Below are 25335 nucleotides of genomic sequence, written 5' to 3' on the forward strand. Positions count from 1 at the left end.
CCGACCCGCCTCGCGTCCGCCGGGGCCACCCGATCGGAGACCGTGGATGACGACCACCGCCGACGACGTCCGCACCATCGCCCTGTCCCTGCCCGACACCGCCGAGAAGCTGGCCTGGGGGCAGCCCACGTTCCGGGTGGCCGGGAAGATCTTCGCCGGGCTCGGTGACGACGACACCACGATGGGGGTGAAGTGCCCCGTCGAGGACCGGGCCGAGCTGATCGCCTCCGAGCCGGAGAAGTTCTTCACACGCGTGGGTCACGACGACCACTACGCCTGGCTGCGGGTGCGTCTGTCCGCCCTTGAGGACGCCGAGGAGCTGACGGCCATCCTCACCGACTCCTGGCGCCAGGCGGCCCCGCGCAAACTGCTGGACGCCCACCCCGAGTTGAGACCGTAGGGCCTCTCCTTCGGATCGTGCCGGGCGAGGGCCTGTCGAAGGACCCTGGGCCCGCGTCCGGGTGACGGCCCGGCCGGGCGCCGGGCCGCTCGCCGTCCTGCGCGTCACCGTCCGAGGAAGCCGCTGATCCGCTCCCGCAGCCCTCGCGGGTCCAGTCCGTGCGCCGCGAGATGCTCCTCCATCTGTCCGTACCGGCGAAGCTCCGCCCGGCCCACGCCGAGGCCGAGCACGCGGTGCGGCAGTGCGGCCAGCGCGTCATTGGCCGCCGCCGTCGACGTGCCCGCCAGGTAGGGCTCGACGAGCACCACGTCCGCGCCCTCGGTGGCCCCCACGGCCCGGCGCAGCCCGGCCGCGTCGAAGGGGCGCACGGTGGTCGCGTAGAGCACCGTCACGTCCAGGCCCTCGGTGGCGGCGAGGACGTCGTCGAGCATCGGACCGACCGCGATCACGATGCCGCCGCGCCCCTCGCGCACCGTCGCGAAACCGCCCCCGCCCACCGGGCGGCCGGCCCGGTTCGACTGGACGGAGAGCCGGACGTACACCCGCTCGTCCCCGGTGACCGCCAGTCGCAGCAGCGCCTCGGCCTCGTCCGGATGGCCCGGTACGTGCACCGTCCAGCCGTCCAGTGTGTCGAGAAGCGCGACATCGCCGGGCGCCATATGGGTGAAGCCCCCGGCCGGCCAGTCGTAGGAAGCCCCTGCGCTGACCAGGACCCCTCCCACCCCCTGGTGCCCGAGATCCAGCTTCACCTGCTCGAAGGGCCGCTCCACCAGGAAGGAGGCGAAGGTGTGCATGACCGGCCGCATCCCGGTCAGTGCCATCCCGGCGCCGGCCCCGATCAGCAGCTGCTCCCGGATGCCCACGTTGACCACCCGGTCCGGGTGGGCGCGCTGCGCCGGGTCGAAGCCGTCCCGGCTGATCTCGGCCAGCACCAGAGCCAGCCGGGGGTCCTCGTCGAGGAGTCGGGTCGTGGTGGCGATGAAGCGGTCACGCATGGTGTCCATGAGAACTCTTTCTCTCTTGTCCGGTGTCCGTGCTGGGGTGCTACTTGGGGGCGACCGTGGCCACCACGGCCCGGGGCACCCCGGGATGCGGCGCGGTGAAGGCCGCGTACAGCGCCTCGTGGTCCCGCCCGTCCACCGTCGCGACGGACCATCCGGCGCTCTCGAACCGGGAGGCGATGCCGCCGGGGCGGCCGTAGGTGGCCGAGGCGTTGTCGATCACGAGGGTGTGCAGCTGCTCCAGCCCCGCCGGGCCGGCGTAGGCGATCGCCTCGTGATTGCTGCCCTCGTCCAGCTCGGCGTCCCCGGTCAGGACCCAGACGTGCGGATCCGTGAGCCCCTGCGCCCGCAGCCCCAGCACCGTCCCCACGGCCAGCGGCAGCCCGTGCCCGAGCGACCCGCTGCCGATCTCGGCCCCGGGCACCAGCAGCCGGTCCGGATGGTGCCCGAGCGGCGAGTCGTACGAGCCGAAGCCGGGCAGCAGAGCCTCGTCGAAGAACCCGTGCGCGGCCAGCACCGCGTAGTACGCCATCGGTCCGTGTCCCTTGGAGAGCAGGAACCGGTCGCGGCCTGGTCGTCCGCGGTGCCGGGTGTGACGCGCAGCACCCGGCCGTAGAGCACCAAGAGGGCATCGAGCGTGGAGGTCGCGGCGGGCCCGTGCTTCTCGTCGCCCGTCATCAGGCTCATCAGCCGGTTCAGCTCGCGGTGGTCGGGCGCCGGCCCGGCGGTCGTGTTCGTCATGCGGACCAGCGTCCGACGTCAAGTGCGGTTGAGGTCAAGACCGCAAAGGGGTTCGTGACCACCCGTCCAAGTGCGGTATTGTTCTCATGCGCGTTCGGCCCAGGGGAAACCCCAGGTCAGACGGGCACCGGGACGTGGCGCAGCTTGGTAGCGCACTTGACTGGGGGTCAAGGGGTCGCAGGTTCAAATCCTGTCGTCCCGACGGTGCTTTTCGCAGACGAAGGTCGTTCTCTCCGTTCGGAGAGGGCGGCCTTTCGTGCGTTCCGGGGCCGGTCGCCCGCACTCTTCGCACGCCCCGCGCCGCGTGCCCTCCCGTACTCACTCATGTCGGGCACTTCGCCCCGCCGCACTCCTTGGGCGGCACCCTCTGAACGATCAAAATGGCATGGGGTTAGCATATGAGCGCCGCCTAGCTCGAAAGATAAACCTGTGACTGTCAATGACGACTCGTTCACCAACTGGAAGAACCGCGAAGAGATCGCGGAGTCGATGATCCCCGTCATCGGGAAGCTGCACCGGGAGCAGGACGTCACGGTCCTCCTCCACAGCCGCTCCCTGGTGAACAAGTCGGTGGTCAGCATCCTCAAGACTCACCGGTTCGCGCGCCAGATCGACGGTGAGGAACTCTCGGTCACCGAGACGCTGCCGTTCCTCCAGGCCCTCACCACCCTGGATCTCGGTCCTTCGCAGATCGACATCGGCATGCTCGCCGTGACGTACAAGGCCGACGACCGCGGTCTCTCGGTGGAGGAGTTCACCGCCGAGGCCGTCGCCGGGGCCACGGGTGCCAACAAGGCCGAGCGTCGCGAAGGGCGCGACGTCGTCCTCTACGGGTTCGGCCGCATCGGCCGTCTCGTCGCCCGGCTGCTCATCGAGAAGTCCGGTTCCGGAAACGGACTGCGGCTGCGTGCCATCGTCGTCCGCCAGGGCGGTGAGCAGGACATCGTCAAGCGCGCCTCGCTGCTGCGCCGCGACTCGATCCACGGTCAGTTCCAGGGCACGATCACCGTCGACGAGGCGAGCAGCACGATCATCGCCAACGGCAACGAGATCAAGGTGATCTACGCCAACGACCCCTCGGAGGTCGACTACACGGCGTACGGCATCAAGGACGCCATCCTGATCGACAACACCGGCAAGTGGCGTGACCGCGAGGGCCTGTCGAAGCACCTGCGTCCGGGGATCGACAAGGTCGTCCTGACCGCGCCGGGCAAGGGCGACGTCCCCAACATCGTCCACGGTGTCAACCACGACACGATCAAGCCGGACGAGCAGATCCTGTCCTGCGCCTCGTGCACGACCAACGCGATCGTCCCGCCGCTGAAGGCGATGGCGGAGGAGTACGGCGTCCTGCGTGGCCACGTGGAGACCGTCCACTCGTTCACCAACGACCAGAACCTGCTGGACAACTACCACAGCTCCGACCGCCGTGGCCGTTCGGCGCCGCTGAACATGGTCATCACCGAGACGGGTGCCGCCGCCGCCGTGGCCAAGGCGCTGCCCGACCTCGACGCGAGGATCACCGGCAGCTCGATCCGCGTGCCGGTGCCGGACGTCTCGATCGCGATCCTGAGCCTGCGGCTCGGTCGCGAGACGACCCGCGAGGAGGTCCTCGACTACCTGCGCAACGTGTCGCTGACCTCGCCGCTGAAGCGCCAGATCGACTTCACCACCGCTCCCGACGCGGTGTCGAGCGACTTCATCGGTTCGCGCCACGCCTCGATCGTGGACGCCGGTGCGACCAAGGTCGAGGGCGACGACGCGATCCTCTACCTCTGGTACGACAACGAGTTCGGCTACTCGTGCCAGGTCATCCGGGTCGTCCAGCACGTCTCCGGTGTGGAGTACCCGACCTTCCCGGTTCCGGTTATCTGACCCGGGCGCGGAGTGTCGTCCCGGCCGGGGTCCCCGGCCGGGTGCAGCGGAGGAGGCCGTACCGGAACGTATCCGGTACGGCCTCCTCCGTGCTGCGCCCGTGTGCGCGCCGCTATGCGGTCTTGCCGGCGCCCGAGCCGGAACCGGCGTTCGGGGCGGCCTTGATGCCCTTCGTGATCTCGTCCAGGACGGAGAGCTTCGGCGCCTTGTCGTTGATGTCGAAGCCGGACCGGACGACCACCAGCAGGTCCTTCGCGGTGGGGGAGGGGAAGGCCAGCGACTCGACGTACCCGTCGTCGCCCTTCTTCGTCACCACCTGCCAGCGCACCAGGTAGCCCTTCTGGCCGGCCACGGTGACCGCTTCGGACTTGAGGATCCGGTGCGAGGTGATGCCCTCGTAGATCTTCTCGCCGTACGACTCCTCCGCGTTGGCGGCGATGTCCTCCTTGGCCGCGGCCTCCGCCGTCGTCGCCTTGAGCTTGAGTGCGGGCGCCGGAGCGGAGGACACTCCGCCGCGCACGCACTTCTCGTCGGCGGCGCCGGGGCAGGGGTACTCGCCGGTGGTCAGGCCCGCGCCGACGACGCCCGACGAACCGGTCCAGCCGTCGGGCACCGGGATGCTGATCCCACTGGCCAGGTCCGTGGCGTACCCGTCCTCGGTCGGCGGCGTCTGCTGGTCCGGGGACCGGCCGCCGCCCTCCTCCTCGCCGCCCTCGGGTGCGCCGGGCAGGCCGGGTGCGCCGGAGGGCGGGCCCGAGGGGGAAGGGGTGGCGGCGACTGCGCTGTCCGTCCCGTCGCCGGAGTCCTGCCCCAGCAGAAAGGCTCCGCCGCCGACCGCGGCGAGCAGCACCACACCGGCGGCGATGCCGGCGCCGATGCGCATCCGGCGGCGCCGGACCGTCGCGGGCGGTACACGGAGCTGGTCCGTCCAGCGGCTCCCGTCCCACCAGCGTTCCTGGGCGGGGCCGATTCCTGAATACCCGGGGTCTGGATGCCAGCCGGGCGGGCTCATCTGGGTCACGGTGTGCACATTAAACGGACAGCGTGAGAATCACATGAACCGGGGGTGGCGGCGTGGCCGGGCAGGCGAGTGGAGCAACTCCGGTCATATCCGGACGACTTGACCGGAAGTCGGGAGGGCGGAGCGTTCGTCCGGGGGCGATTTCTCTTTGGTCCGACCACATGGACCGTGTGACATAGTCGGATCATGCGTATCGCCCGGACCAGGGAGTAGCGGATGCCCGTCGAGTGGCAACCCGTACGGCAGTCCCGCACCCACGAACTCGTGCTCCAGAGCATCGAGGAGCGGGTCTTCGCCGGCGAGCTCAAGGCGGGCGACCGGCTGCCGCCCGAACGGGAACTGGCGCCGGTGCTCGGCGTCAGCCGGTCCGCGCTGCGCGAGGCGCTGCGGGTGCTGGAGACCATCGGTGTGCTGGTGGCCCAGCCCGGCCGTGGCCCGGATTCCGGGGCGCGGATCGTGCGTCATCCGGACGACGCCCTCGGCCGTCTGCTGCGCCTGCACTTCGCGCTCGGCAGCTACAGCCTGCACGACGTGCTGGAGGCCCGTGTCGTCCTGGAGCGGTCCAGCTTCGAGGCCGCCGCGCGGCACGCCCCGGCCGAGGAGCTCGACGAGGCGGAGCGTCTGCTCGTACGCATGGGGGAGCCCGATGTCGGCGTGCCCGAGTTCAACGACCTGGACACCCGCTTCCATGTGCTGATCGCCCGCAGTTCCGGCAACGAGCTGACGTCCACGCTCACGTCCGCCGTGCGCGAGTCGGTGCGTCCGCTGATTCTGCGGGCGCTGGAAGAGGTCGAGGACTGGCCCGCCACGGCCGCGGCGCTCAACGCCCACCACCTGGAGCTGCTGCGTCTGGTGCGCGAGGGTCGGGGAGGCGAGGCGGCCGACCTGGTCGAGCAGCACATCCGCGGTCTCCACGGAACCCTCGTCGACGAGAACTCCGGGGATCCGCGGGACTGAGACACACGGGGGAGCGGGGGCGGCGCGGGCGCGCCGTCCCCGCTCCCGCGTTTCCGGGCCCCTTCGATGGGGCGGTGTCACGCGGGCGCCGGCGGACCGGCGGTCGCGATCAGGCCGTTCAGGAGCAGGTCGAGGCCAGTGGTGAACTGGTCGCGGTCGTCGTGGTCGCGCAACTCCGTGGTGGTGCGCGTCAGGAAGGGGTACTCGCCGGGGTCGAGCTCCTTCCAGCGTTCGGCCGTCTCGGCGAGATAGGCGTCCCGGCTGGTGATCGCGCCGACGGCGATGCCCGGGGCGATGATCTGGGCGCTGACGCCGGTGATGTAGAAGAAGATCGCCGTGGAGACCGCGAACTGCCGTTCGGCCGGCAGTCCGGTTCGCTCGACAAGGGTGCCGATGCGGTCGAACAGGCGCAGCGTGTGCTCCAGCGTGGCAGGCGCGGTGACGTGGGACGCGGCCCAGGGGTGCCGGTCGAGAGCGTCGAAGACCTCGACGGCGAGGGCGCGCAGCCCGCCGCCGGCGTCGGCGCCGTCGTCGGGGCGCGGGGCCCCGACGAGGGCCTGGCCGAGCACGTGATCGGCGGCCAGGGCGACGAGCTCGTCCTTGTTCGCCACGTGCCAGTACAGGGCTCCGGCACCGGTGTTCAGCCGTTCGGCCAGTAGCCGGAAGGTGAGTCCCCGCTCGCCGCGCTCGTCCAGCAGCGCAACGGCGGCGCCGACAACTATCTCCCGCGACAGGGCGTCGGCACGTCCCCCGGCGGGCGCTCTTCCTCGTGTCCGTGGCATGACCTCATTTTGACACACCCTGGAACGGCGTTCCATACTGCTTATGGAACGTCGATCCATATAGGCGTCGAGGTGGATGCTTCGACGCCGTGCCCGTACAGGAACGAGGAATCCCATGACCACCAGCCACCACCCGATCGCCATCGTCGGCGCCGGCCTCGGCGGCCTGACGCTCGCCCGGGTCCTGCACGTCCACGGCATATCCGCGACGGTCTTCGAGAGCGACCCCTCGGCCGCGTCCCGCACGCAGGGCGGCCAGCTCGACATCCATGAGGACGACGGGCAGAGCGCGCTCGCCGACGCCGGCCTCACCGACGAGTTCCGCGCGATCATCCACGAGGGCGCCGAGGCGTTGCGCGTGCTCGACCGGCACGGCGAGCTGCTGCACGACGAACCCGACGACGGAACTGCGGCGCGTCCCGAGGTGCTGCGCGGAGACCTGCGCCGGATCCTGCTCGACTCCCTGCCCGACCGGACGGTCCAGTGGGGACGCAGGATCACCGGTGTCCGGCCCCTCGGTGACGGCCGCCACGAGCTGACCTTCGCCGGCGGCTCCACCGTGACCAGCGGTCTTCTGGTCGGTGCCGACGGTGCCTGGTCGAAGGTCCGTCCACTGCTCTCCGACGCCAGGCCCGAGTACATCGGCACGACGTTCGTCGAGACCTACCTGTACGACGTCGACGAGCGGTACCCCGCGACGGCCAAGGCGGTCGGTGCCGGGGCGATGTACGCGCTGACCCCGGGCAAGGGGATCGTCGCGCACCGCGAGGCGGGAAACATCCTGCACACCTACGTCGAGCTGAACCGCCCCGCCGAGTGGATCGCCGGCATCGACTTCAACGACGCCGCTGCCGCGACCGCTCGGATCGCGGCCGAGTTCGACGGATGGGCACCCGAACTCACCGCACTGATCACCGACGGCGAGACCGCTCCGGTCGCGCGCATGATCCACACGCTCCCGGACGGACATCGATGGGACCGCGTGCCCGGAGTGACGCTCCTCGGGGACGCTGCGCACCTGATGCCCCCGTCCGGGGACGGCGCGAACCTGGCCATGTTCGACAGCGCCGAACTCGCCAAGGCGATCGCCGCGCACCCCGACGACGTCGAAACGGCACTCGCCGCCTACGAAGAGGCGCTGTTTCCCCGCAGTGAGGCCTTCTATGCCGACGCCCACGAGATTCTGGACCTCTGCCTCGGAGAGCGCGCGCCGTTCGGACTCATCGACCTCTTCAACGGTGACATGCAGGGCGAGCGCGGGGCGCGAGAGTAGTCCTGAGCCTCTTCCCCCGGCTTCGTCCCCGGGCCTCCTCCTCGATCTTCCCCCTTCGGCCCGAGGCTAGTATGGTCCGACCATACAAACGACCGGGGAGGCCCCATGCGCATCGGACTCTTCGCCACCTGTCTGGGAGACACGCTCTTCCCCGAGGCGGTGAAAGCCACCGCGATCCTGCTCGCCCGCCTGGGCCACGACGTGGTGTTCCCGCCGGAGCAGACCTGCTGCGGCCAGATGCACGTCAACACCGGCTACCAGCGCGAGCCCGTCCCGCTGGTGCGCAACTTCGCCGAGCAGTTCGGCGACCCCTCGATCGAGGCGGTGGTCATGCCGTCGGGCTCGTGCGCGGGCTCGGTCCGCCACCAGCACGAGATCATCGCCGAGCGGTACGGCGACGCCCCGCTGCGCGCCGGAGTCGCCACGGTCAAGGCCAAAACGTACGAACTCTCCGAGTTCCTCGTCGACGTCCTCGACGTCTCGGGAGTGGGCGCCCACTTCCCGTACCGCGTCACCTACCACCCCACCTGCCACTCCCTGCGGATGCTCCGGGTCGGCGACAAGCCGCTGCGGCTGCTGCGCGCCGTCGACGGCATCGACCTCGTCGAGCTCCCCGAGGCGGACTCCTGCTGCGGGTTCGGCGGCACCTTCGCCGTCAAGAACGCCGACACCTCCCTCGCGATGCTCCAAGACAAGATGCGCAACATCGCCGGCACCGCGGCCGACGTCTGCACCGCGGGCGACTCCTCCTGCCTGATGCACATCGGTGGCGGGCTCTCCCGCATCAAGGCGGGCACCCGCACCCTGCACCTGGCGCAGATCCTCGCCTCCACCCGCACCTCGCCGTACGTCCTGACGGAGGCCGCCGTATGAGTACCTTCCTCGGCATGCCCGCCACACCGCCCCGCTCCCCGTACGGGACGGGCAACCTGCGCGGCGAGCGGAAGTTCCCCGAGGCCGCCCACGACGAACTGCGCAACGAACAGCTGCGGCGCAATCTCGGCCGGGCCACCCGCACCATCCGGGCCAAACGCCTCCACGTCACCGGCGAACTCCCCGACTGGGAGGAACTGCGCGACGCGGGCGCGGCCATCAAGACCGACACCATGAACCGGCTGCCCGAACTCCTGGAACAGCTGGAGCGGAAGGTCACCGAACGCGGCGGCACCGTCCACTGGGCGCGGGACGGCGGCGAGGCCAACGAGATCGTCGCCCGGCTGATCCAGGAGACGGGCAGCAACGAGGTCATCAAGGTCAAGTCGATGGCCACCCAGGAGATCGGCCTCAACGAGCACCTGGAATCGATCGGCATCACCCCGTACGAGACGGACCTGGCCGAGCTCATCGTGCAGCTCGCCGACGACAAGCCCTCGCACATCCTGGTGCCCGCGATCCACCGCAACCGCGACGAGATCCGGCAGATCTTCCTCGACGAGATCCCCGGCGTGGACCCGGCGCTCGACAACGTGCCCGCCCATCTCGCCGCAGCCGCCCGCGCCTATCTGCGCGAGAAGTTCATGACGACGAAGGTGGCCGTCTCCGGCGCCAACTTCGGGATCGCCGAGACCGGCACGCTGTCCGTCGTCGAGTCCGAGGGCAACGGCCGGATGTGCCTGACCCTGCCCGACACGCTCATCACCGTCATGGGCATCGAGAAGGTGCTGCCGCGCTTCCAGGACCTGGAGGTCTTCCTCCAGTTGCTGCCGCGCTCCTCGACCGGTGAGCGGATGAACCCGTACACCTCGATGTGGACCGGTGTGACGCCCGGCGACGGCCCGCAGGACTTCCACCTGGTCCTGCTCGACAACGGGCGCACCGCCGCGCTCGCCGACCGGATCGGCCGCGAGGCGCTCAACTGCATCCGCTGCTCGGCCTGTCTCAACGTCTGCCCGGTGTACGAGCGGGCCGGCGGGCACGCGTACGGCTCCACCTACCCCGGCCCGATCGGCGCGGTCCTCACCCCGCAGCTCGCCGGGATGCACGCGGCCGACGACGACCCCAACAGCTCGCTCCCGTACGCCTCCAGCCTCTGCGGCGCCTGCTTCGACGCCTGCCCGGTGAAGATCGACATTCCCTCGCTGCTCGTCGAACTGCGCCATCAGAACACCGAGGAGTCGGGCACGACGGCGGAGAAGCTCGCGATGAAGGCCGCGGCCGGTGTGATGAAGCGGCCGAAGCTGTACACGGCCGCGCAGAAGGCCGCGGGTCTCGGGCGCGTCGTCGCAGGTAAGGACGGCCGGATCTCCCGTCTGCCGGCCCCGTTCGACGGCTGGAGCGCCGGCCGCGACATCCAGGCACCGCCCAAGCAGACATTCCGCTCCTGGCTGGCGTCCGACGAGGGTGCCGCCACGATGCGGGCCGCCGCCGAGGAGCACACCCCCACGCAGGAGGACGAGAAGTGACCATTCCTCGGACAGACGCGCGGGAGACCGTCCTCGGCCGCGTCCGTGACGCGCTGGCCCTGGCCCCGACGCCCGAGGTCACCATCCCGCGCGCCTATCGCACCGGACGTACGCTGCCCGACGACGAGCGCCTCGCCCTGCTGACCCACCGGCTCGTCGACTACAAGGCGCGGGTGCGAACCTGCACCGCCGACCGCACCGCCGAGGTCGTCGCCGACGTGCTGCACGAGCTCGGCGCACGGCGGATCGGCGTCCCGGACGGACTCGACGAGGAGTGGCTCGGCCGCTACGACGGGGAGATCCAGCGGGACTCCGCCGACATCCCCGCCCCGAGCCTCGATGCCCTGGACGGTGTGGTCACGGCCTCGGCCGTCAGCTGTGCCGAGACCGGCACGATCTTCCTGGACGGTTCGCCCGGCCAGGGCCGGCGCGCGCTCTCCCTCGTCCCCGACCTGCATGTGTGCGTGGTCGACCTGTCGGCGGTCGTGGCCGGTGTGCCGGAGGCGGTGGCCCGGCTGGTACCGGTACGGCCGACCACCATGATCAGCGGACCGTCGGCCACCTCGGACATCGAACTGGAGCGCGTGGAGGGGGTGCACGGTCCTCGCACGCTGGTGGTGGTGATCCGTACGGACGTGTAGGGCCTCTCGTTTGGATCAGGCGAAAGACCCTAGCGGCGGTCGGCCCGTCCGCCGGCCGGTTCCTCCGGCGGCGGACGGGCTCGGCCCATGCACTCAGCCGTGCGTGACCGTCAGCGGCTCGAAGTCGATACGGGTCGTGGCCCCGTCCCGCGTCCAGTCGACCTCGATCCGGCTGCCGTCCACGCGCACTCCGCTCACCACGCCCGGCAGCGGCGCCGGGGCGCTCTGCCCGGTGAGCGAGGCGAGCGACAGCAGGACCACCGTGCCCTCCGCGTCCGCGGCCAGCCGCGGCAGCACCGCCCAGTTGGTGTACGCCGTGCCCTGCGGGGCGCGTACCTCCTCGTGCGTCTCCCAGCCGTGCAGGCCGTGCAGGGAAGACGTCAGCGCGTCGTCGCGGCCGGTCGCCCAGCCCGTCTGCTCGACCCGCGATCCGGCCGGGACACCGAGGGCGCGGTGGGCCCGGAGCTCGTACCGGCCGCGGACCACGGTGACGCTCTCCACCCGCATGCCCGGCACCATCGACGCCGTGGAGGCGAACACCGGCAGGTGCCAGGACGCGGCCCACCCCCAGCCGTCGCCGCCGCCGGCCCCCAGCGGGCGGATGCGGCGCCGGCGGCTGCGCAGTCCGGCGACGACCACGGCCAGATGGTTGTCCGCCTGGTTCGCCCCGGCCGTGGGGCCGGTGACGGTCGAGTACGACTGGCGGGCGTAGAGCGGGTCCTCCTCCGCCGCCGACTCGCCCTCCTGCGGCCGGACATGGTCGCTGCCGTGGTTGTGCAGCCGTACGATCCCGTCCGCCCGCGTGGACTGCACCAGGAAGCCCGGTGCGGGCAGCGCCAGCACCCGGTCCGGCCCCTCGCTCGGCGCCTCCTCCTCGGTCGCCGTCCACAGCGGATGGCCGGCGGGGGCGAGCAGCGACACGAAGCCCTTGGACGCCCAGTAGGGCGACGCGGGCCCCGAGTAGTTCTGCAGGGTCGCCTCGTGCGGTCCGTGCCAGCCGAGGCTCAGCAGTCCGTCCGGGTTCACGGCCCCCCGGTCCAGGAAGTAGCGCAGCGACCCGCTGATCAGCCGGCGCGAGGTGCCGGGGGAGAGCGGGGTGTGTCCGGTGAGGGCGCCGAGTGCCACGGCGGAACCGGCCGCGAAGCGGTACGAGAGCGACCGGCCGAAGTGGATCGGTGCCCCGTCCGCGCCGAACAGCAGGGACAGGCCGTCGAGATGCTCGCGCAGCCGGCCGCCGTAGTGCGCGGACAGCTCCGTGTCGCCCGCCAGATGCGCGTGCAGCATCGGATACAGGTGCAGGGCCCAGCCGTTGTAGTGGTCGAAGGCGCGTCCGTCACCGTCGGCGTACCAGCCGTCGCCGCGGTACCAGCCCTCCATCAGCTCGTACGCCCGGTCCAGCGCACGGGCCGTTTCCGCGTCGCCGCGGCCGACCGACTCCAGAAACCCGGCGACGGAGTACGGGAACAGATACCAGTTGTTGGGGGACGGCAGGTGCCGCAGCGCCCCGCGCAGCCATTCCTCCGCCCGGTCCTGCACCCCGGCGTCCAGCCGGTCCCAGAGCCACGGCCTGGTCAGCCGCAGCCCGATGGCCACGGACGCCGACTCGACCATCGGCTGACCCTGCACATGGTGGTCCAGGATCAGCGGCCAGGACTCGGTGTCGTCGCGGCCCGGGGTCAGCGTCCCGGCGGCGAGCCCGTCCGCGTACCGGTCGAGCCAGCCGTGCGGATCCTTGCCCTCGGCACCCGCGACCCGGAAGGCGGCGGAGAGGAACGTACGGGCGTAGCCCTCCAGTCCGTCGGAGCGGACACCGGAGGCGGACGGCCGGCCGGGGAGGTCGAGCAGCGCGCGTCCGGGGGTGGCCCAGCGCCAGGCCGCGTCGAGCAGCCCGTCGGCGGCGGCCTCCCAGTGCGCCCGGGTGTAACCGGTGTACGGGCTCGTTTCACGGTCTTCGGCGGGGAGGGCGAAGGGAAGGGGCAAGTGCACGGTCATACGAGGGCGCAGCCTTTCTCGGGACACCCGAATCCTGATCGACTGATCGGTGAGGGTCAAGAGATCGCTCAGAAGAGGAGCGAAACGGTCATTCGATCAAAGAGTCGGACGCTTCGCCTCCGTGGTGGCGGGGGTGTCCGCGGCGGACAACCCCGCCGCGATGACCAGGAAATGACACACTCGTTCACCGAAGAGCAGGTGTGTCTACCATCTGATTCGGCATGGACACACTCACACTCTGGCAACTGGCCGCACTCGCGGCGGCATCCGCCCTCGTCGGCTTCTCCAAGACGGCCGTCAGCGGGGCCAACACGATCAGCCTCGCGGTCTTCGCGGCCGTGCTCCCGGCCCGCGAGTCGACCGGAGTGCTGCTCCCTATCCTGATCGCCGGCGACCTCCTCGCCGTGTCCGTCTACCGCCGCCATGCGCACTGGCCCACGCTGCTGCGGCTGTTCCCCGCCGTGGCCGTGGGCGTCGTGGCGGGAACCCTCTTCATGATGTGGGCGGACGACGAGGCGGTACGCACCTCGATCGGCGCGATCCTCCTGCTCATGTCGGGCGTCACCATCTGGCGCCGGCGCACTGCGGACGGCACCCCCGACGCGCCGGAGGTCGAGGAAACCGCGGGCCCGTCGCGCACCGCCCGTATCAAGGCCCGGAGTTACGGGGCGCTCGGCGGATTCACCACCATGGTCGCCAACGCGGGCGGCCCGGTGATGTCCCTCTACCTGCTCTCCGCCGGATTCCGGAAGCTCGGCTTCCTGGGCACATCGGCCTGGTTCTTCCTGATCGTCAACGTGTCCAAGGTGCCGTTCAGCGTGGGTCTCGGGCTCATCGACGGACCCTCGCTCCTGCTGGACGCCTGCATGGTGCTGTTCGTCGTCCCGGGTGCCTACATCGGCCGGAAGTGCGTGGACCGGATCAATCAGAAGCTCTTCGAGCGGATCGTGCTCGGCGCCACCGTGCTGGGCGGGCTCCAACTGCTGCTGCGCTGAAGGAGCCCGCCCGGACGGGGCGACGCGTGGATCAGACGATGCCCTCGGCGATCTCCGCCTGCTCGCGCGCGTTTCCGTACGCCTTCGGGGTGCCGTACGAACGCCGTGCGACGAACCACCACACGGTCGCCAGGACCAGCACCGCGACCAGGGCGATGGACGCGTAGTTCATCGACTCCATCGTCACCGGCGCCGACTGCGGCAGCAGGAACAGCACGGTCACGATGCCCACCCAGACCACGGCGATCCAGCCGATCGGCTTGGACCAGCGGCCCAGATGCCAGGGGCCGCGCTCGAAGCGGTCCCCGGCGCGCAGTTTCAGGTAGATCGGGATCGCGTACGCGGGCGTGATGCCGATGACGTTGATCGCCGTCACGGCTCCGTACGCGGTCGCGGAGTACAGCGACGGCAGGGCGAGGAGGGCCGCGACACAGACGGACAGCCACACGGCCGGCACGGGCGTCTGGGTGCGCGCGCTGACCTTGCGCCACAGTGCCGAGCCCGGCAGTGCGTTGTCACGGCTGAAGGCGAACACCATCCGGCTGGCGGCGGCGACTTCGGCGTTGCCGCAGAACAACTGGGCCGCGATCACGATGAGCAGCATGGCCGTGGCACCCGCCGTTCCCAGCGCGTCGATCAGGATCTGCGCGGGCGGTACTCCCGTCGCACTGTTCTGGGTGCCCGCGTAGTCCTGGATGGCGAAGGTCAGGCCGGCGAGCAGGACGAAGCCGGCCACCCAGGACACCCAGATCGCCCGCACGATGCCCTTGGCCGCCGTGACGGACGCGTTGGACGTCTCCTCGGAGAGATGCGCGGAGGCGTCGTAGCCGCTGAACGTGTACTGGGCCAGCAGCAGACCGATCGCCGCCACGTACAGCGGGTTCTCCCAGCCGGTGTCGTTGACGAACTCGGTGAAGACGAAGGACGGCGACTGGTGGTCGGACGGCACGACGGCCAGCACGCCCACGATCACGGCGACACCCGCCAGATGCCACCACACGCTGATCGAGTTCAGCACGCTGACGAGTCGCACGCCGAACAGGTTCAGCACGGCGTGGAGCAGCAGGATGCAGAGGAAGATGACCATCGTGGAGCCGGGTGTCGGGTCGAAGCCCCACTGGAGATTGAGCAGCGCGCCCGTGAACAGGGCGGCGCCGTAGTCGATCCCGGCGATCGCGCCCAGCAGCCCGAGCAGGTTCAGCCAGCCGGTGTACCAGCCCCACTTGCGACCGCCGAGCCGGTCGGCCATGTAGTACAGCGCGCCCGAGGTCGGGTAGGCGCTGGTGACCTCGGCCAGGGCCATGCCGACACAGAGCACGAACAGGCCGACACCGGCCCAGCCCCAGAGCATCACCGCCGGTCCGCCGGCGGACATGCCGAAGCCGTACAGGGTCATGCAGCCGGACAGGATCGAGATGACGGAGAAGCTGATCGCGAAGTTGCCGAAGCCGCCCATGCGACGGGCCAGCACGGGCTGGTAGCCCAGTTCGCGCAGCCGCTGTTCCTCGTCCTTGGGGGGTACCACCTGTGCGCTCGACCGGGTCGAGGCGGGTATGGACATCGAGAATTCCTCCGGGTGTGGGGGGACGAAAAATCGGGGGAGCGGCCGGGGCCCGACGGCGGACCGCTCGCGGGGCTCAGCCGTGCGGGCCGCGGCCCGGATCGTGCGCGGCGGTCAGGCACCTGCTGCGGGCCCGCAGGAACACCTCCTCGGCTCCCGCGGGGTCGCCGGGCGTCCGGGTGCGGCTGGCCCAGGGGACGGAGGTGTAGTACGGGCCGAGGGCCCGAAACACCGGTGCCGCGTCGGCGAACCGGAGCGAGCCCCAGAGCGCGTGCGCCAGGTGGTTGAGGTCGAGGAGCGACCGGGCCTCCGGTTCCGCGCGGTGGAACCAGAGGTGCAGTGCCCGGTGGGCGTCCCGTTCGCCGTCCTCGGTGATCCAGTGAAGGTCCAGCGCCTTCTCGTGGCCGTGCTCGCGGCGGTAGCGCTCCACGCGCACGTACAGCGGAAGGACATGGAGGGCGGACCCGTCGGGAGCGGACGAGGCGGCCCACTGGGCGAAGTCGACGGCCTCCGAAAGGGTTCCGCCGGCCTGGCGCGCGTACACGAACTGGAGCATCCGGTGGTACGTCTCGCGGTTGTGCGGATCTCGTCTGTCCGCCTCCGCGAGCAGGCCCCACGGGCCGGGGAAGAGCATCGGCCCGGGCGGCGGCAGCCGGTGCTCCTTCAGTCGCTGCCGCTCGTCGAGCTGGGCGAGGGCGAGCAGACAGATCCACGGCACCGGGTCGGGGGGAGCGGCGTGCGCGGCCGACCGGCAGCCCTCCCACGCCTCCTGCCACAACTCCCGTGCCCGGGGGTGTCCTTCGCGGTGGGCGCGCACCGCCCGCTCGACGACGACCCGGGCGTGCATGACGGCGGCGGCGATGCTCCGGGGCTCCTCGGCCTGCCAGGCGTCGACGGCGTCGGAGCCCGCTGCCACGGTCGCGAGCACCTGGGTCCGCTGGGTCCACAGTCCCCAGTCGGGCGTGCTCTCCAGTAGATCCCGCATGGACAGCCAGCGTCCGGTCCGCAGTTCCTGCAAGGCGCCGCGCAGACCGTGGTCGTGACCGGCGGGATGGTAGACCGGCCGGAACTCACTGGGGGCCATCGGCTCGCCCCGCCCCGGTACGACCTGACGGGGCGAGGCGATGCGCCGGGCATCGGGGTAAGGGGCATGGTCTGGTCGTCATGAATCCTCAAGGACGTGGGGGGTCGGCCTTATGACGGACAGCGAACTGCCCGTGAGCGTCCGCTTGTTGCTCGGCACGGAGGGGTTCCTGTCGTGGCGCGCGCCGGGCGGACTCCCGGATCTTAAGGGGTTGGGGGGTCAAGTCGCGTGCTGCTCAAGGAAGTTGCTCAAGATCGCTGATCTTCCCGACGAGGGTTGACGTGAGCCGTGGTCTGCACAATTCTGGGGGCCGACGACCGGTGATCACGATGGTGGCGGATTCCGTACGAGTGGAGTGCTGATGACAGGCCCGGTGCTCGCCGTCGACCAGGGAACCTCCGGCACCAAGGCACTGGTGATCTGCCCGGAACGTGGCGTGATCGGTTCCGGTTCGGCTCCGGTCCGGCCGCGCCACGGAGCCGGGGGAGTGGTGGAGGCGGACCCCGCCGAACTGCTCGGCTCGGTCCTCGACGCCGGTCGCCGGGCCCTCCATGCGGCGGGTGAACCCGTCAGCGCCGTGGGCCTCGCCAATCAGGGCGAAACCGTCCTCGCCTGGGACCCCGCCACCGGCCGGCCGCTCACCGACGCGATCGTCTGGCAGGACCGGAGGGCCCAGGCCCTCTGCGACGGACTCGCCTCCCACGGAACCGAGTTGCTCCACCTCACCGGTCTGCCGCTCGACCCGTACTTCGCCGCCCCCAAGATGGCCTGGATACGGCGCGAACTGACCCGCGAAGGAGTCGTGACCACCAGTGACTCCTGGCTCGTCCACCAGCTGACGGGAGCCTTCGTCACGGACGCGTCCACCGCCGGGCGCACCCAGCTGCTCGACCTGGACCGGGTCGAGTGGTCGCCCGCCGCGCTGGAGATCTTCGGCCTGTCCGGCGAACGGCTCCCGGCCGTGGTCGACGCCGACGGCCAGGTCGGAACCACCACCGCGTTCGGCGCGGAGCTCCCGCTCACCGGGCTCCTCGTCGACCAGCAGGCCGCCCTCCTGGCCCAGCACGCACTGGACCCGGGCACCGCCAAGTGCACCTACGGCACCGGGGCGTTCCTCCTCGCCCAGACCGGCACCCAACCGCGCCGCGGCTCCTCCGGCCTCGTCAGCTGCGTCGCCTGGCGGCTCTCCGGCCGCACGAGCTACTGCCTCGACGGCCAGGTCTACACCGCCGCGTCGGCCGTGCGCTGGCTCACCGATCTCGGCGTGATCACGGGCCCGGCCGACCTCGACCCGGTCGGCCTGTCCGTCCCCGACGCCGGTGGTGTCACCTTCGTCCCCGCACTCGCGGGCCTCGCGGCCCCCTGGTGGCGCAGCGACCTGCGCGGCTCGGTGACCGGCCTCGGCCTGGACACCACCGCCGGCCACCTGGTGCGCGCCCTGTGCGAGGGCATCGCCGCCCAGGTCGTCGAACTCGCCGACGCCGCCGCCACCGACCTCGGTTCTCCCCTGTCGGTACTGCGCGTCGACGGCGGCCTGACCCGCTCGGCGCTCCTCATGCAGACCCAGGCCGACCTGCTGCAACGCCCGGTGGAAGTGTCCGCACGGCCGGACGCCACGGCGCTCGGGGCCGGCGCCGTCGCCCGGCTCGGCCTCGACGCGGGGCTGTCGGTCCGGGAGGCCCTGCCCGCCTGGGAACCCTCGGCCCGGTACGAACCCCGCATCGGGGCGGACGAGGCGGCGACCCGCCGCGCCCGCTTCCGTGCGGCGGTGGACACCCTGCTGGAGCGCTCATGACGGTGACGATCACCCGGGCCGGTGAGCCGATCGGGTCCGGAGCGGCCGACGACGACTACGACGTCACGGTCGTCGGGGCCGGAGTCGTCGGCACGGCCATCGCCCGCGAACTGGCCCGCTACCGCCTGCGTACGGCGCTCGTCGAGGCGTCCCACGACATCGGGAACGGCACGTCCAAGGCCAACACCGCGATCCTGCACACCGGTTTCGACGCCGACCCGGACTCACTGGAAGCCCGGCTGGTCCGCGAAGGCCGTCACCTGCTGGCCGCCTACGCGGCGGAGAGCGGCATCCCCGTCGAACGCGTCGGCGCCCTCCTCATCGCCTGGGACGAAGAGCAACTCGCGCTGTTGCCAAAGCTGTTGGCGAAGGCCGAGCGCAACGGCTACCACGCGGCGCGCATGCTCGGTGCCGGGGAGCTGGCGGCGCGTGAACCGCACCTCGGTCCCGGTGCGCTCGGGGCGCTGGAGATCCCCGACGAGAGCATCATCTGCCCCTGGTCGACGCCGCTCGCCTATGCCACCCAGGCCGTCCGGGCAGGCGTCCACCTGCACCTCGACTGCCGGGTGCGGCACATCGCCGACGCCGGCGGCAGCCACCTCCTCACCACCTCCCGCGGCCCCCTGCGCACCCGCTACCTGGTCAACGCGGCCGGACTCCACGCCGACGAGATCGACCGGCACTTCGGTCACGACGGCTTCACCGTGACCCCGCGCCGCGGCCAGCTCATCGTCTTCGACAAGCTCGCCCGTGAGCTGGTCGGCCACATCCTCCTCCCGGTGCCCACCGCCGCCGGGAAGGGTGTCCTGGTGGCCCCGACCGTCTTCGGGAACGTGCTGCTCGGTCCGACCTCCGAGGAGATCGACGACAAGAGCGCCACCGATTCCACCGCGGACGGCATCGACTTCCTCCGGGAGAAGGGCCGACGGATTCTCCCCGCCCTCCTCGACGAGGAGATCACCGCCGTCTACGCCGGACTGCGCGCCGCCACCGGACGCGAGGACTACCGCATCCAGGAATATCCCGCCCTGCGGTACGTCGCCGTCGGGGGAATCCGGTCCACCGGGCTCACCGCGTCCATGGCGATCGGCGCGCACGTCACCGGACTCCTCGCCGGGACGGGCCTCGAACTCGGCGCCCCGCGCGCGCTCCCGCCCGTCGACCTGCCCAACGTGGGCGAAGCCTTCCCCCGCCCGTACCGGAGGGCCGACCTGATCGCGGAGGACCCCGCGTACGGCACACTCGTCTGCCACTGCGAGCAGGTCACCCTGGGCGAGATCCGCGACGCCCTGCACTCCACGATCCCGCCCGGCTCCCCGGACGGCCTCCGGCGCCGCACCCGCGCCGGGAGCGGACGCTGCCAGGGGTTCACCTGCGGGGCCGCGGTCCGCGCACTGTACGAGGAGGCCCGGCCGTGACCCGGCTCGAACGGTCCGTGGACGTCCTCGTCGTCGGCGGCGGACCCGCGGGCCTCGGCGCCGCCGCCGAACTCGCCGCTTCGGGCGCCGGCCACGTCGAGATCCTGGAGCGCGAACAGGACGCGGGCGGGATCCCGCGCCACTGCCTCCACGGCGGATTCGGCGTACGCGGTACGGGAAGGTTCTCCGGCTCGGGACCGAGAGGCGGAATGAGCGGCCCCGCCTTCGCCCGGGCGTGTGTGGCGGCGGCCGTCGGAGTCGGAGCCGTCCTCCGTACCGGAGTCTCCGTCACCGGCTGGGACGGGCCGCGCACCGTCGAGACCACGGGACCCGCCGGCCTCGAACGGATCACCGCCCGCGCCGTCGTCCTCGCCACGGGCGCCCGCGAGCGCCCGCGCAGCGCCCGCCTGGTCCCCGGCAGCCGCCCGCCGGGGATCTACACGACCGGCGAACTCCAACGGGCCGTCCACGTCCACGGACAGCGGATCGGCACCCACGCGGTCGTCATCGGCAACGAGCCCGTCGCCCACGGCGCCGCGGACACCCTGCGCGGCGCCGGCCTGGACATCGTCGCCATGGTGACCGACCAGCCCGTGTCCCCGCTGCCCGCCCTCGTACGCGCATGGGCGGGCTTCCCCCTCCTCACCGGCGCGACGGTCACCCGCCTCACCGGCCGGAACCGGATCTCCGGAGTGGAGCTGCGCCACGAGGACGGCCGCACCACGACGCTGCGCTGCGACACCGTTGTCTTCACCGGCGACTTCGTCCCGGAGCACGAACTGGCCAGGCGCGGCGGCCTCGTGATCGACGCGGGCACCCGAGGCCCCGCGTACGACACCGGATTCCGCACCTCGCGCGACGGGGTGTTCGCCGTCGGGAACCTGCTACACGCCGCGGAGGACGCGGGCGTCGCGGCGGCCGAGGGCCGCGCCTGCGCGGTGCCCGTCCTGCGCGGCCTGGCGGGCCACGACCGGCCCGCCGGCCCGCTGGTCCCCCTGGAGGTCGACCCCCCGCTCCGCTGGGTCGCACCGAACCGGATCGCCCCGGACGCGGAGCTCCACGACGGCCGCTTCGTCCTGCGCACGGGGCGGCGGCTGCCGCGTCCGCACCTCGTCGTCAGCCAGGACGGGCGCGAACTCCACCGGCAGCGACTGCTGCTGCCCGTCCTGCCGGGCCACCCGTTCCACCTCGGCGCCGGTTGGCTGGAGCGCATCGACCCGCACGGCTCGGCCGTGCGGATCACCGCGCTCTGAACCTCGTCTTCGTGGGCCGTCTCCCGGAGGTGACGGTCAGGGAGCGGTGCCGGGACCCTGCGGTGCGGGAGGGGGCTCAGCGGCGGCCAGTCCCTGCCGGTAGGCGATGGCCGCGGCTTGGGTGCGGGTGGAGGCGCCGAGTTTCGCCAGGATGTGGGAGACGTGCACACCCGCCGTGCTCGGGGAGATGTGCAGGCGCCCGGCGATCTGGCGGTTGCTCAGGCCCTCGGCGATGAGTGCCAGCACCTCGTGTTCGCGTGAGGTGAGACCGGCGGGCGACGCGGGCGCGGGCTGGGCCGCCAGGGCGATCTGACGGCCCAGGAGCGTGGCGTTCAGGGAGGCGGCCAGCTCCGCCGCCTCCCGGAGCCGGGCCGTCCCGCCGGTGACGTCGCCCGTGGCGATCGAGGTCTGGCCCGCGTGCAGCAGGCACTGGGCCAGCTGGTAGGGCTGACGCAGTTCCCTCCACCCGCTCACCGCCTGTTCCCATCCGGCGTCGTCCAGCAGGGCGTGGAGGTAGCTGCGCCAGGCCCGGTCGAACCGGCCGTGCTCGCCGAAGCCGTCGTCGAACGCGGCGAGTTCGGCCTTCCGGGCCGCGATCCGGTGTGCTGCCCTGCCGTTGCCTCCCTGGCGCAGACGTGCGCCCTGGACCAGCGCTCCGGTGACCAGGACGGAGCGGGCCTCGCTGCTGTGCACCTGGGCGAGCCCCGGATCTGCGAGGGCGCGGCCGAGCACGCGGTCGGCTCCCTCCGGATCGCCCTGGGCGACAGCGAGCAGGCACAGCCACTGGTAGTGATGGAACAAGCCCGCGTTGCGCAGCGCGCCGGAGGGCTCGGACGCCACCGTTTCGGCCGTTTCTACGTCGCCGCGGAGCAGTGCCAGATGGCCGACGACGGAGCGCAGTTCCTGTCGGGCCGCCGGCGGCGGGTGTTCGGCGAGCGCCTCGTCGAGCAGCGCGGACGCCTCGTTCCACCGCCCTGTCAGCAGCAGGCTGTGCGCGGCGTAGCAGGCGAGATCGGCACCCCGGCTGAGACCGAGCCCGGCCCGGCGAGCACGGCGGACCCCGTCCATCGCCGCCTCGACGCTGCGGTGGTGCTCGCCGGCCCGGGTGTGCACCGTCGCCTCGTACATCGGCACCGTCAGCAGCAGATCATGGCTGTCGAGCCGCTCGGCGAGCGTGCGTGCCTCGGCCAGGGCCGTGAGGTCCCCGGTGCGGACGCCGGACCCCAGCAGCCCCCGGACGGTGACGGTCGCGTCGCCGGTGTGCCGGCCGATGCGCAGCGCCTCGTCGAAAGCCCCCCGCGCCGGGTCGGCGTTCGGCAACAGCCCCATGGCCAGGACCCCGAGCACCCGCCCCCGCTGTACGTTCCCGAGGTCGTCGGGCAGCAGCCGCAGCGCGTGCTCGAAGTCGGCGATGCCGGTGCCGTCGAGGCGGTGCCGCAACCTCCCGCGATGTTCGAGCAGCAGGGCGGCGCGCTCGGGGGCGTCCCGTTCGTCCAGGGCCGCGAGGCCGGCCGTGGCATGGTCGATGCCGTCCAGGTAGTGCCCGCTGAGCATGCAGGTCTCGGCCGCCTCGGTCAGGACACCGACCAGGTCGGTGCCGATCCGGGCCGGTGGGTCCGGTACGCGGTCCCACAGTTCGAGGACCCGATCCAGCATGCGGCGCCGCTCGGCGTAGGCGTAGGAGCGGCGTGCCCGGTGCGCGGCCCGGTACGCGACGGTCAGGGCCCGCACGTGGTCCCCCGCGGCGTAGGCGTGCGCCGCCAGCTCCGCGGCATGCGCGTCGTCGGTGCTCAGGGCCTCGGCGTAGCGGGCATGGAGCCGCGTCCGCTCGCCGGGCAGCAGGTCCTCGTACACCGCCTGCCGGATGAGCGCGTGGCGGAACGCGTAGCCGTCGCCGGCCGTCACGAGCAGACCGTGGTCGACGAGTGGGCGCAGCAGGGTGTCGAGCTCCGTGCCGCCCTCCTCGGACACGTCCTCCAGGAGGCGGTGCGCGACGTGGTCGCCGCCCGCCGCCAGCAGGTTCAGTAGCCGTCGGGCGGAGGAGGGCAGGGCGCGCGGGCCTCGCAGGAGCAGTTCGCGCAGGCTGTCCGGCGTCCGTTCGTCCCCGTGGGCGAGTGCCTCCACGTAGAGAGGGTTGCCGTCGCTGCGCCGGTGGACGCGGTGCACCGTGGCGGTGTCGGGCACCGCGCCGAGGATCGCCGCCAGTTGGCGGCCGACGTGCTGTTCGGTCAGCCGGGGGAGTCGCAGTGTGGTGGCGCGCGGGCCGCGGGCGACCTCGGACAGCAGCGGGCCGAGCTGTCCGGCGTCCGCCTCGCCGGGCCGGTAGGTGGCGAGCAGCAGCACGCCGGGCTGCGTCAGATTGCGCGCCAGGAAGGCGAACAGTTCGCGGGAGGCGGTGTCCGCCCAGTGCAGGTCCTCGACCGCGAGGACGACGGGCACGTCGGCGGCAGCCTGCTCGATCAGGGCGAGGATCTCCTCGTAGAGCCGGTGCTTGCCGCTGTCCGCCTCGCGCGCCTCGCCGAGCTCCGGGAACCAGCGAGCCAGCTCGCGGTACCGCCCGGCCGGAGCCTCTCCGCCCCGGAGCAGCAGGCGCAGCACCGCCACGAAGGGGGTGTACGCGAGCCCTTCGCCTCCGAACTCCGCGCAGGCGCCCCGCGCCAGGCGCACCGTGGGCTCCAGCGTCCGTGCGAACTCGGCGAGCAGCCGCGACTTCCCGATCCCGGCCTCACCGGCGACGAGCACCACCGCCGGGCCCTGCGCCCGCGCGGTGCACCAGGCCTCCGCAAGTGCGGCCAGCGCACCGTCCCGGCCGACGAACACCGGACTGACCACGCGATCCGTCACCATCGCGTCAGCATATAAATAACGAACTCGCCGGATGTGGCGCGGGTGTTTACCCGGCCACGCTCGACCCATGACCGCTTCTCCTCTCCTCCGCACCATCGAGGCCCACGAGTTCGACGCCTGGGCCCGCATGGTCACCACGACCTACGGCCAGGACTGGCGCGAAGGCGCCCTCCGAAGCGCCCGCTCGGTGATCGAACCGGCGCGCACGATGGCCGCATGCGACGGGCAGGACATCGTCGGCGGCGTGTCGGTCTACGGCCGCACCCTCACGGTTCCCGGCGCCTTCACTCCCGTCGCGGGCATCACGCTCGTCGCGGTCCTGCCCACCCACCGCCGGCGCGGCATCCTCACCGCGATGATGCGCAAGCAGCTCACCGAACTGTATGAGTCGGGCGGCGAACCGATCGCCGCGCTCAACGCCGCCGAGGCCACCATCTACGGCCGCTTCGGCTACGCCATCGCCTCCCACCTGGCCGAACTTCATGGCGACAAGCGGGACATGGCCCTGCGCCCGGACGTCGACCTCGGGTCCGGCACCATCCGTCTGCTCGACCGCGACCAGGCCCGCCCGCTCCTGGAGAAGGTCCACGACACCGCCCGTGGGCAGACCGTCGGCTGGGTCGACCGGGCCGAGAAGTACTGGGACGCCCGGCTCCACGACGCCGAACACGTCCGCGACGGCGCGACAGCACTCCGGTTCGCCGTCCACACCGAGCCCGGCGGCGAGGCCACCGGCTACGCCCTCTACCGCTCCAAGGGGCCGACCGTACGGATCGTCGAACTCGCCGCCACCAGCCGCCAGGCGTACGCGACCCTGTGGCGCTACCTCATCGACCTCGACGCCCACGACCACCTCACCTACGAAGGGGCCGTCGACGAGCCACTGCCGCACCTGCTGCTCAACCCACGGGCCGCCCGCACGACCCCGGTCGACAACCTGTGGGTCCGCCTCGTCGATGTCGCGCGTGCGCTCTCGGCACGCCGCTACGCGACGCCTCTGGACGTGGTCCTCGACGTCGAGGACACCTTCTGCCCCTGGAACGCCGGCCGCTACCACCTGCACGCCGACGGCGAGACCGTCACCTGCGCACGCACCCGGGACCGGGCCGATCTGCGGTTGTCCGCCGCCGAGCTGGGCGCTGCCTATCTGGGCGGCCCCACCCTGGCGGCCCTTGCTGCCGCCGGCCGCGTCCAGGAACTGCGCCCCGGCGCACTGGCCGCCGCATCAGTCGCCTTCCGCGGCGAGCGAGAGCCCTTCCACGTGTCGGGCGGGGCCTTCCCGGCCTTCTGAGACGCG

Annotated in this window: 19 protein-coding genes, 1 tRNA gene and 1 pseudogene; 13 read left to right on the forward strand and 8 right to left on the reverse strand. The window is 71.8% G+C overall.

Translation table 11 applies throughout. The features are described from left to right. Positions 1-46 precede the first annotated feature (46 nt). Entirely contained in the window at positions 47-400 is a 354-nt protein-coding gene (locus OG230_RS31185) for an MmcQ/YjbR family DNA-binding protein (RefSeq protein WP_328907080.1), read from the forward strand. Between the two features lie 104 nt (positions 401-504). Here OG230_RS31185 and OG230_RS31190 read toward each other — a convergent pair whose 3' ends face one another. Further along, on the reverse strand, positions 505-1404 hold the full coding sequence (locus tag OG230_RS31190; protein WP_328907081.1) for a transketolase family protein: 900 nt from the start codon (positions 1402-1404) through the stop codon (positions 505-507). 40 nt (positions 1405-1444) lie between these two features. After that, a pseudogene (locus OG230_RS31195) lies at positions 1445-2142 on the reverse strand (transketolase). Positions 2143-2270: 128 nt separating this feature from the next. Here OG230_RS31195 and OG230_RS31200 point away from each other — a divergent pair. Together OG230_RS31200 and OG230_RS31205 are read left to right on the forward strand one after the other, a co-directional pair. Then, positions 2271-2344 (forward strand) — tRNA-Pro (locus OG230_RS31200). A gap of 227 nt (positions 2345-2571) precedes the next feature. After that, positions 2572-4017: a glyceraldehyde-3-phosphate dehydrogenase gene (locus tag OG230_RS31205; protein WP_328907082.1), complete on the forward strand. Its 1446-nt coding sequence runs from the start codon at positions 2572-2574 to the stop codon at positions 4015-4017. 112 nt (positions 4018-4129) lie between these two features. Here OG230_RS31205 and OG230_RS31210 read toward each other — a convergent pair whose 3' ends face one another. Continuing rightward, positions 4130-5029, reverse strand: coding sequence for a DUF2510 domain-containing protein (locus OG230_RS31210; protein WP_443051613.1), 900 nt, complete (start codon positions 5027-5029; stop codon positions 4130-4132). Between the two features lie 225 nt (positions 5030-5254). On the opposite strand from OG230_RS31210, the gene OG230_RS31215 reads away from it, so the two are divergent. After that, positions 5255-5995, forward strand: a complete 741-nt coding sequence (locus tag OG230_RS31215) for a FadR/GntR family transcriptional regulator (RefSeq protein WP_328907084.1) — start codon at positions 5255-5257, stop codon at positions 5993-5995. A gap of 77 nt (positions 5996-6072) precedes the next feature. Here OG230_RS31215 and OG230_RS31220 read toward each other — a convergent pair whose 3' ends face one another. Then, a complete protein-coding gene (locus OG230_RS31220) occupies positions 6073-6777 on the reverse strand; it encodes a TetR/AcrR family transcriptional regulator (protein WP_328907085.1) in 705 nt (234 codons plus the stop codon). Between the two features lie 115 nt (positions 6778-6892). On the opposite strand from OG230_RS31220, the gene OG230_RS31225 reads away from it, so the two are divergent. The 4 genes from OG230_RS31225 (at position 6893) to OG230_RS31240 (ending at position 11093) form a co-directional block, all read left to right on the forward strand. Continuing rightward, positions 6893-8050, forward strand: a complete 1158-nt coding sequence (locus tag OG230_RS31225; RefSeq protein ID WP_328907086.1) for an FAD-dependent oxidoreductase — start codon at positions 6893-6895, stop codon at positions 8048-8050. Between the two features lie 105 nt (positions 8051-8155). Next, on the forward strand, positions 8156-8923 hold the full coding sequence (locus tag OG230_RS31230; protein WP_328907087.1) for a (Fe-S)-binding protein: 768 nt from the start codon (positions 8156-8158) through the stop codon (positions 8921-8923). Further along, positions 8920-10452, forward strand: coding sequence for a LutB/LldF family L-lactate oxidation iron-sulfur protein (locus tag OG230_RS31235; RefSeq protein ID WP_328907088.1), 1533 nt, complete (start codon positions 8920-8922; stop codon positions 10450-10452). Before OG230_RS31230 ends, OG230_RS31235 begins: the two co-directional genes overlap by 4 nt. 2 nt (positions 10453-10454) lie before the next feature. Continuing rightward, complete coding sequence (locus tag OG230_RS31240; protein WP_328911598.1) at positions 10455-11093, forward strand: LutC/YkgG family protein; 639 nt, start codon at positions 10455-10457, stop codon at positions 11091-11093. Positions 11094-11186: 93 nt separating this feature from the next. Here OG230_RS31240 and OG230_RS31245 read toward each other — a convergent pair whose 3' ends face one another. Further along, on the reverse strand, positions 11187-13085 hold the full coding sequence (locus tag OG230_RS31245) for a DUF2264 domain-containing protein (RefSeq protein WP_328907089.1): 1899 nt from the start codon (positions 13083-13085) through the stop codon (positions 11187-11189). Between the two features lie 221 nt (positions 13086-13306). Between OG230_RS31245 and OG230_RS31250 the strand changes: the two genes are divergently transcribed. Beyond that, positions 13307-14080, forward strand: coding sequence for a sulfite exporter TauE/SafE family protein (locus OG230_RS31250; RefSeq protein WP_328907090.1), 774 nt, complete (start codon positions 13307-13309; stop codon positions 14078-14080). A 31-nt stretch (positions 14081-14111) separates the two neighbouring features. On the opposite strand, the gene OG230_RS31255 is transcribed toward OG230_RS31250, so the two are convergent. Then, a complete protein-coding gene (locus tag OG230_RS31255) occupies positions 14112-15641 on the reverse strand; it encodes an amino acid permease (protein ID WP_328907091.1) in 1530 nt (509 codons plus the stop codon). 76 nt (positions 15642-15717) lie between these two features. Beyond that, positions 15718-16725, reverse strand: a complete 1008-nt coding sequence (locus OG230_RS31260; RefSeq protein ID WP_328907092.1) for a hypothetical protein — start codon at positions 16723-16725, stop codon at positions 15718-15720. Between the two features lie 361 nt (positions 16726-17086). On the opposite strand from OG230_RS31260, the gene OG230_RS31265 reads away from it, so the two are divergent. Genes OG230_RS31265 through OG230_RS31275 form a run of 3 tightly spaced genes read left to right on the forward strand, consistent with a single transcriptional unit; the run spans position 17087 to position 21191 of the window. Beyond that, positions 17087-18520 (forward strand): FGGY family carbohydrate kinase, encoded by a 1434-nt coding sequence (locus OG230_RS31265; RefSeq protein ID WP_328907093.1) that lies wholly within the window; start codon positions 17087-17089, stop codon positions 18518-18520. Then, positions 18517-19938, forward strand: coding sequence for an NAD(P)/FAD-dependent oxidoreductase (locus OG230_RS31270; RefSeq protein ID WP_328907094.1), 1422 nt, complete (start codon positions 18517-18519; stop codon positions 19936-19938). The genes OG230_RS31265 and OG230_RS31270 overlap by 4 nt, the downstream gene beginning before the upstream one ends. Beyond that, the gene (locus tag OG230_RS31275) at positions 19935-21191 is read left to right on the forward strand and encodes an FAD-dependent oxidoreductase (protein ID WP_328907095.1); all 1257 of its coding nucleotides are present in this window, start codon (positions 19935-19937) and stop codon (positions 21189-21191) included. The genes OG230_RS31270 and OG230_RS31275 overlap by 4 nt, the downstream gene beginning before the upstream one ends. A gap of 36 nt (positions 21192-21227) precedes the next feature. Here the strand turns inward: OG230_RS31275 and OG230_RS31280 are convergent, their stop codons facing one another. After that, complete coding sequence (locus OG230_RS31280) at positions 21228-24038, reverse strand: ATP-binding protein (protein ID WP_328907096.1); 2811 nt, start codon at positions 24036-24038, stop codon at positions 21228-21230. 67 nt (positions 24039-24105) lie between these two features. On the opposite strand from OG230_RS31280, the gene OG230_RS31285 reads away from it, so the two are divergent. Continuing rightward, positions 24106-25329 (forward strand): GNAT family N-acetyltransferase, encoded by a 1224-nt coding sequence (locus OG230_RS31285; protein ID WP_328907097.1) that lies wholly within the window; start codon positions 24106-24108, stop codon positions 25327-25329. Positions 25330-25335: the final 6 nt, after the last annotated feature.

This window comes from Streptomyces sp. NBC_00234, from assembly GCF_036195325.1.
In the GTDB taxonomy this organism is placed as follows: domain Bacteria; phylum Actinomycetota; class Actinomycetes; order Streptomycetales; family Streptomycetaceae; genus Streptomyces.

Bases quoted from the DNA above. Each gene is read 5' to 3' on its own strand.
- OG230_RS31185 (WP_328907080.1), top strand. From the start codon at position 47: ATGACGACCACCGCCGACGACGTCCGCACCATCGCCCTGTCCCTGCCC.
- OG230_RS31190 (WP_328907081.1), bottom strand. From the start codon at position 1,404: ATGGACACCATGCGTGACCGCTTCATCGCCACCACGACCCGACTCCTC.
- OG230_RS31210 (WP_443051613.1), bottom strand. From the start codon at position 5,029: ATGAGCCCGCCCGGCTGGCATCCAGACCCCGGGTATTCAGGAATCGGC.
- OG230_RS31215 (WP_328907084.1), top strand. From the start codon at position 5,255: ATGCCCGTCGAGTGGCAACCCGTACGGCAGTCCCGCACCCACGAACTC.
- OG230_RS31220 (WP_328907085.1), bottom strand. From the start codon at position 6,777: ATGCCACGGACACGAGGAAGAGCGCCCGCCGGGGGACGTGCCGACGCC.
- OG230_RS31225 (WP_328907086.1), top strand. From the start codon at position 6,893: ATGACCACCAGCCACCACCCGATCGCCATCGTCGGCGCCGGCCTCGGC.
- OG230_RS31230 (WP_328907087.1), top strand. From the start codon at position 8,156: ATGCGCATCGGACTCTTCGCCACCTGTCTGGGAGACACGCTCTTCCCC.
- OG230_RS31235 (WP_328907088.1), top strand. From the start codon at position 8,920: ATGAGTACCTTCCTCGGCATGCCCGCCACACCGCCCCGCTCCCCGTAC.
- OG230_RS31245 (WP_328907089.1), bottom strand. From the start codon at position 13,085: ATGACCGTGCACTTGCCCCTTCCCTTCGCCCTCCCCGCCGAAGACCGT.
- OG230_RS31250 (WP_328907090.1), top strand. From the start codon at position 13,307: ATGGACACACTCACACTCTGGCAACTGGCCGCACTCGCGGCGGCATCC.
- OG230_RS31255 (WP_328907091.1), bottom strand. From the start codon at position 15,641: ATGTCCATACCCGCCTCGACCCGGTCGAGCGCACAGGTGGTACCCCCC.
- OG230_RS31260 (WP_328907092.1), bottom strand. From the start codon at position 16,725: ATGGCCCCCAGTGAGTTCCGGCCGGTCTACCATCCCGCCGGTCACGAC.
- OG230_RS31265 (WP_328907093.1), top strand. From the start codon at position 17,087: ATGACAGGCCCGGTGCTCGCCGTCGACCAGGGAACCTCCGGCACCAAG.
- OG230_RS31270 (WP_328907094.1), top strand. From the start codon at position 18,517: ATGACGGTGACGATCACCCGGGCCGGTGAGCCGATCGGGTCCGGAGCG.
- OG230_RS31280 (WP_328907096.1), bottom strand. From the start codon at position 24,038: ATGGTGACGGATCGCGTGGTCAGTCCGGTGTTCGTCGGCCGGGACGGT.
- OG230_RS31285 (WP_328907097.1), top strand. From the start codon at position 24,106: ATGACCGCTTCTCCTCTCCTCCGCACCATCGAGGCCCACGAGTTCGAC.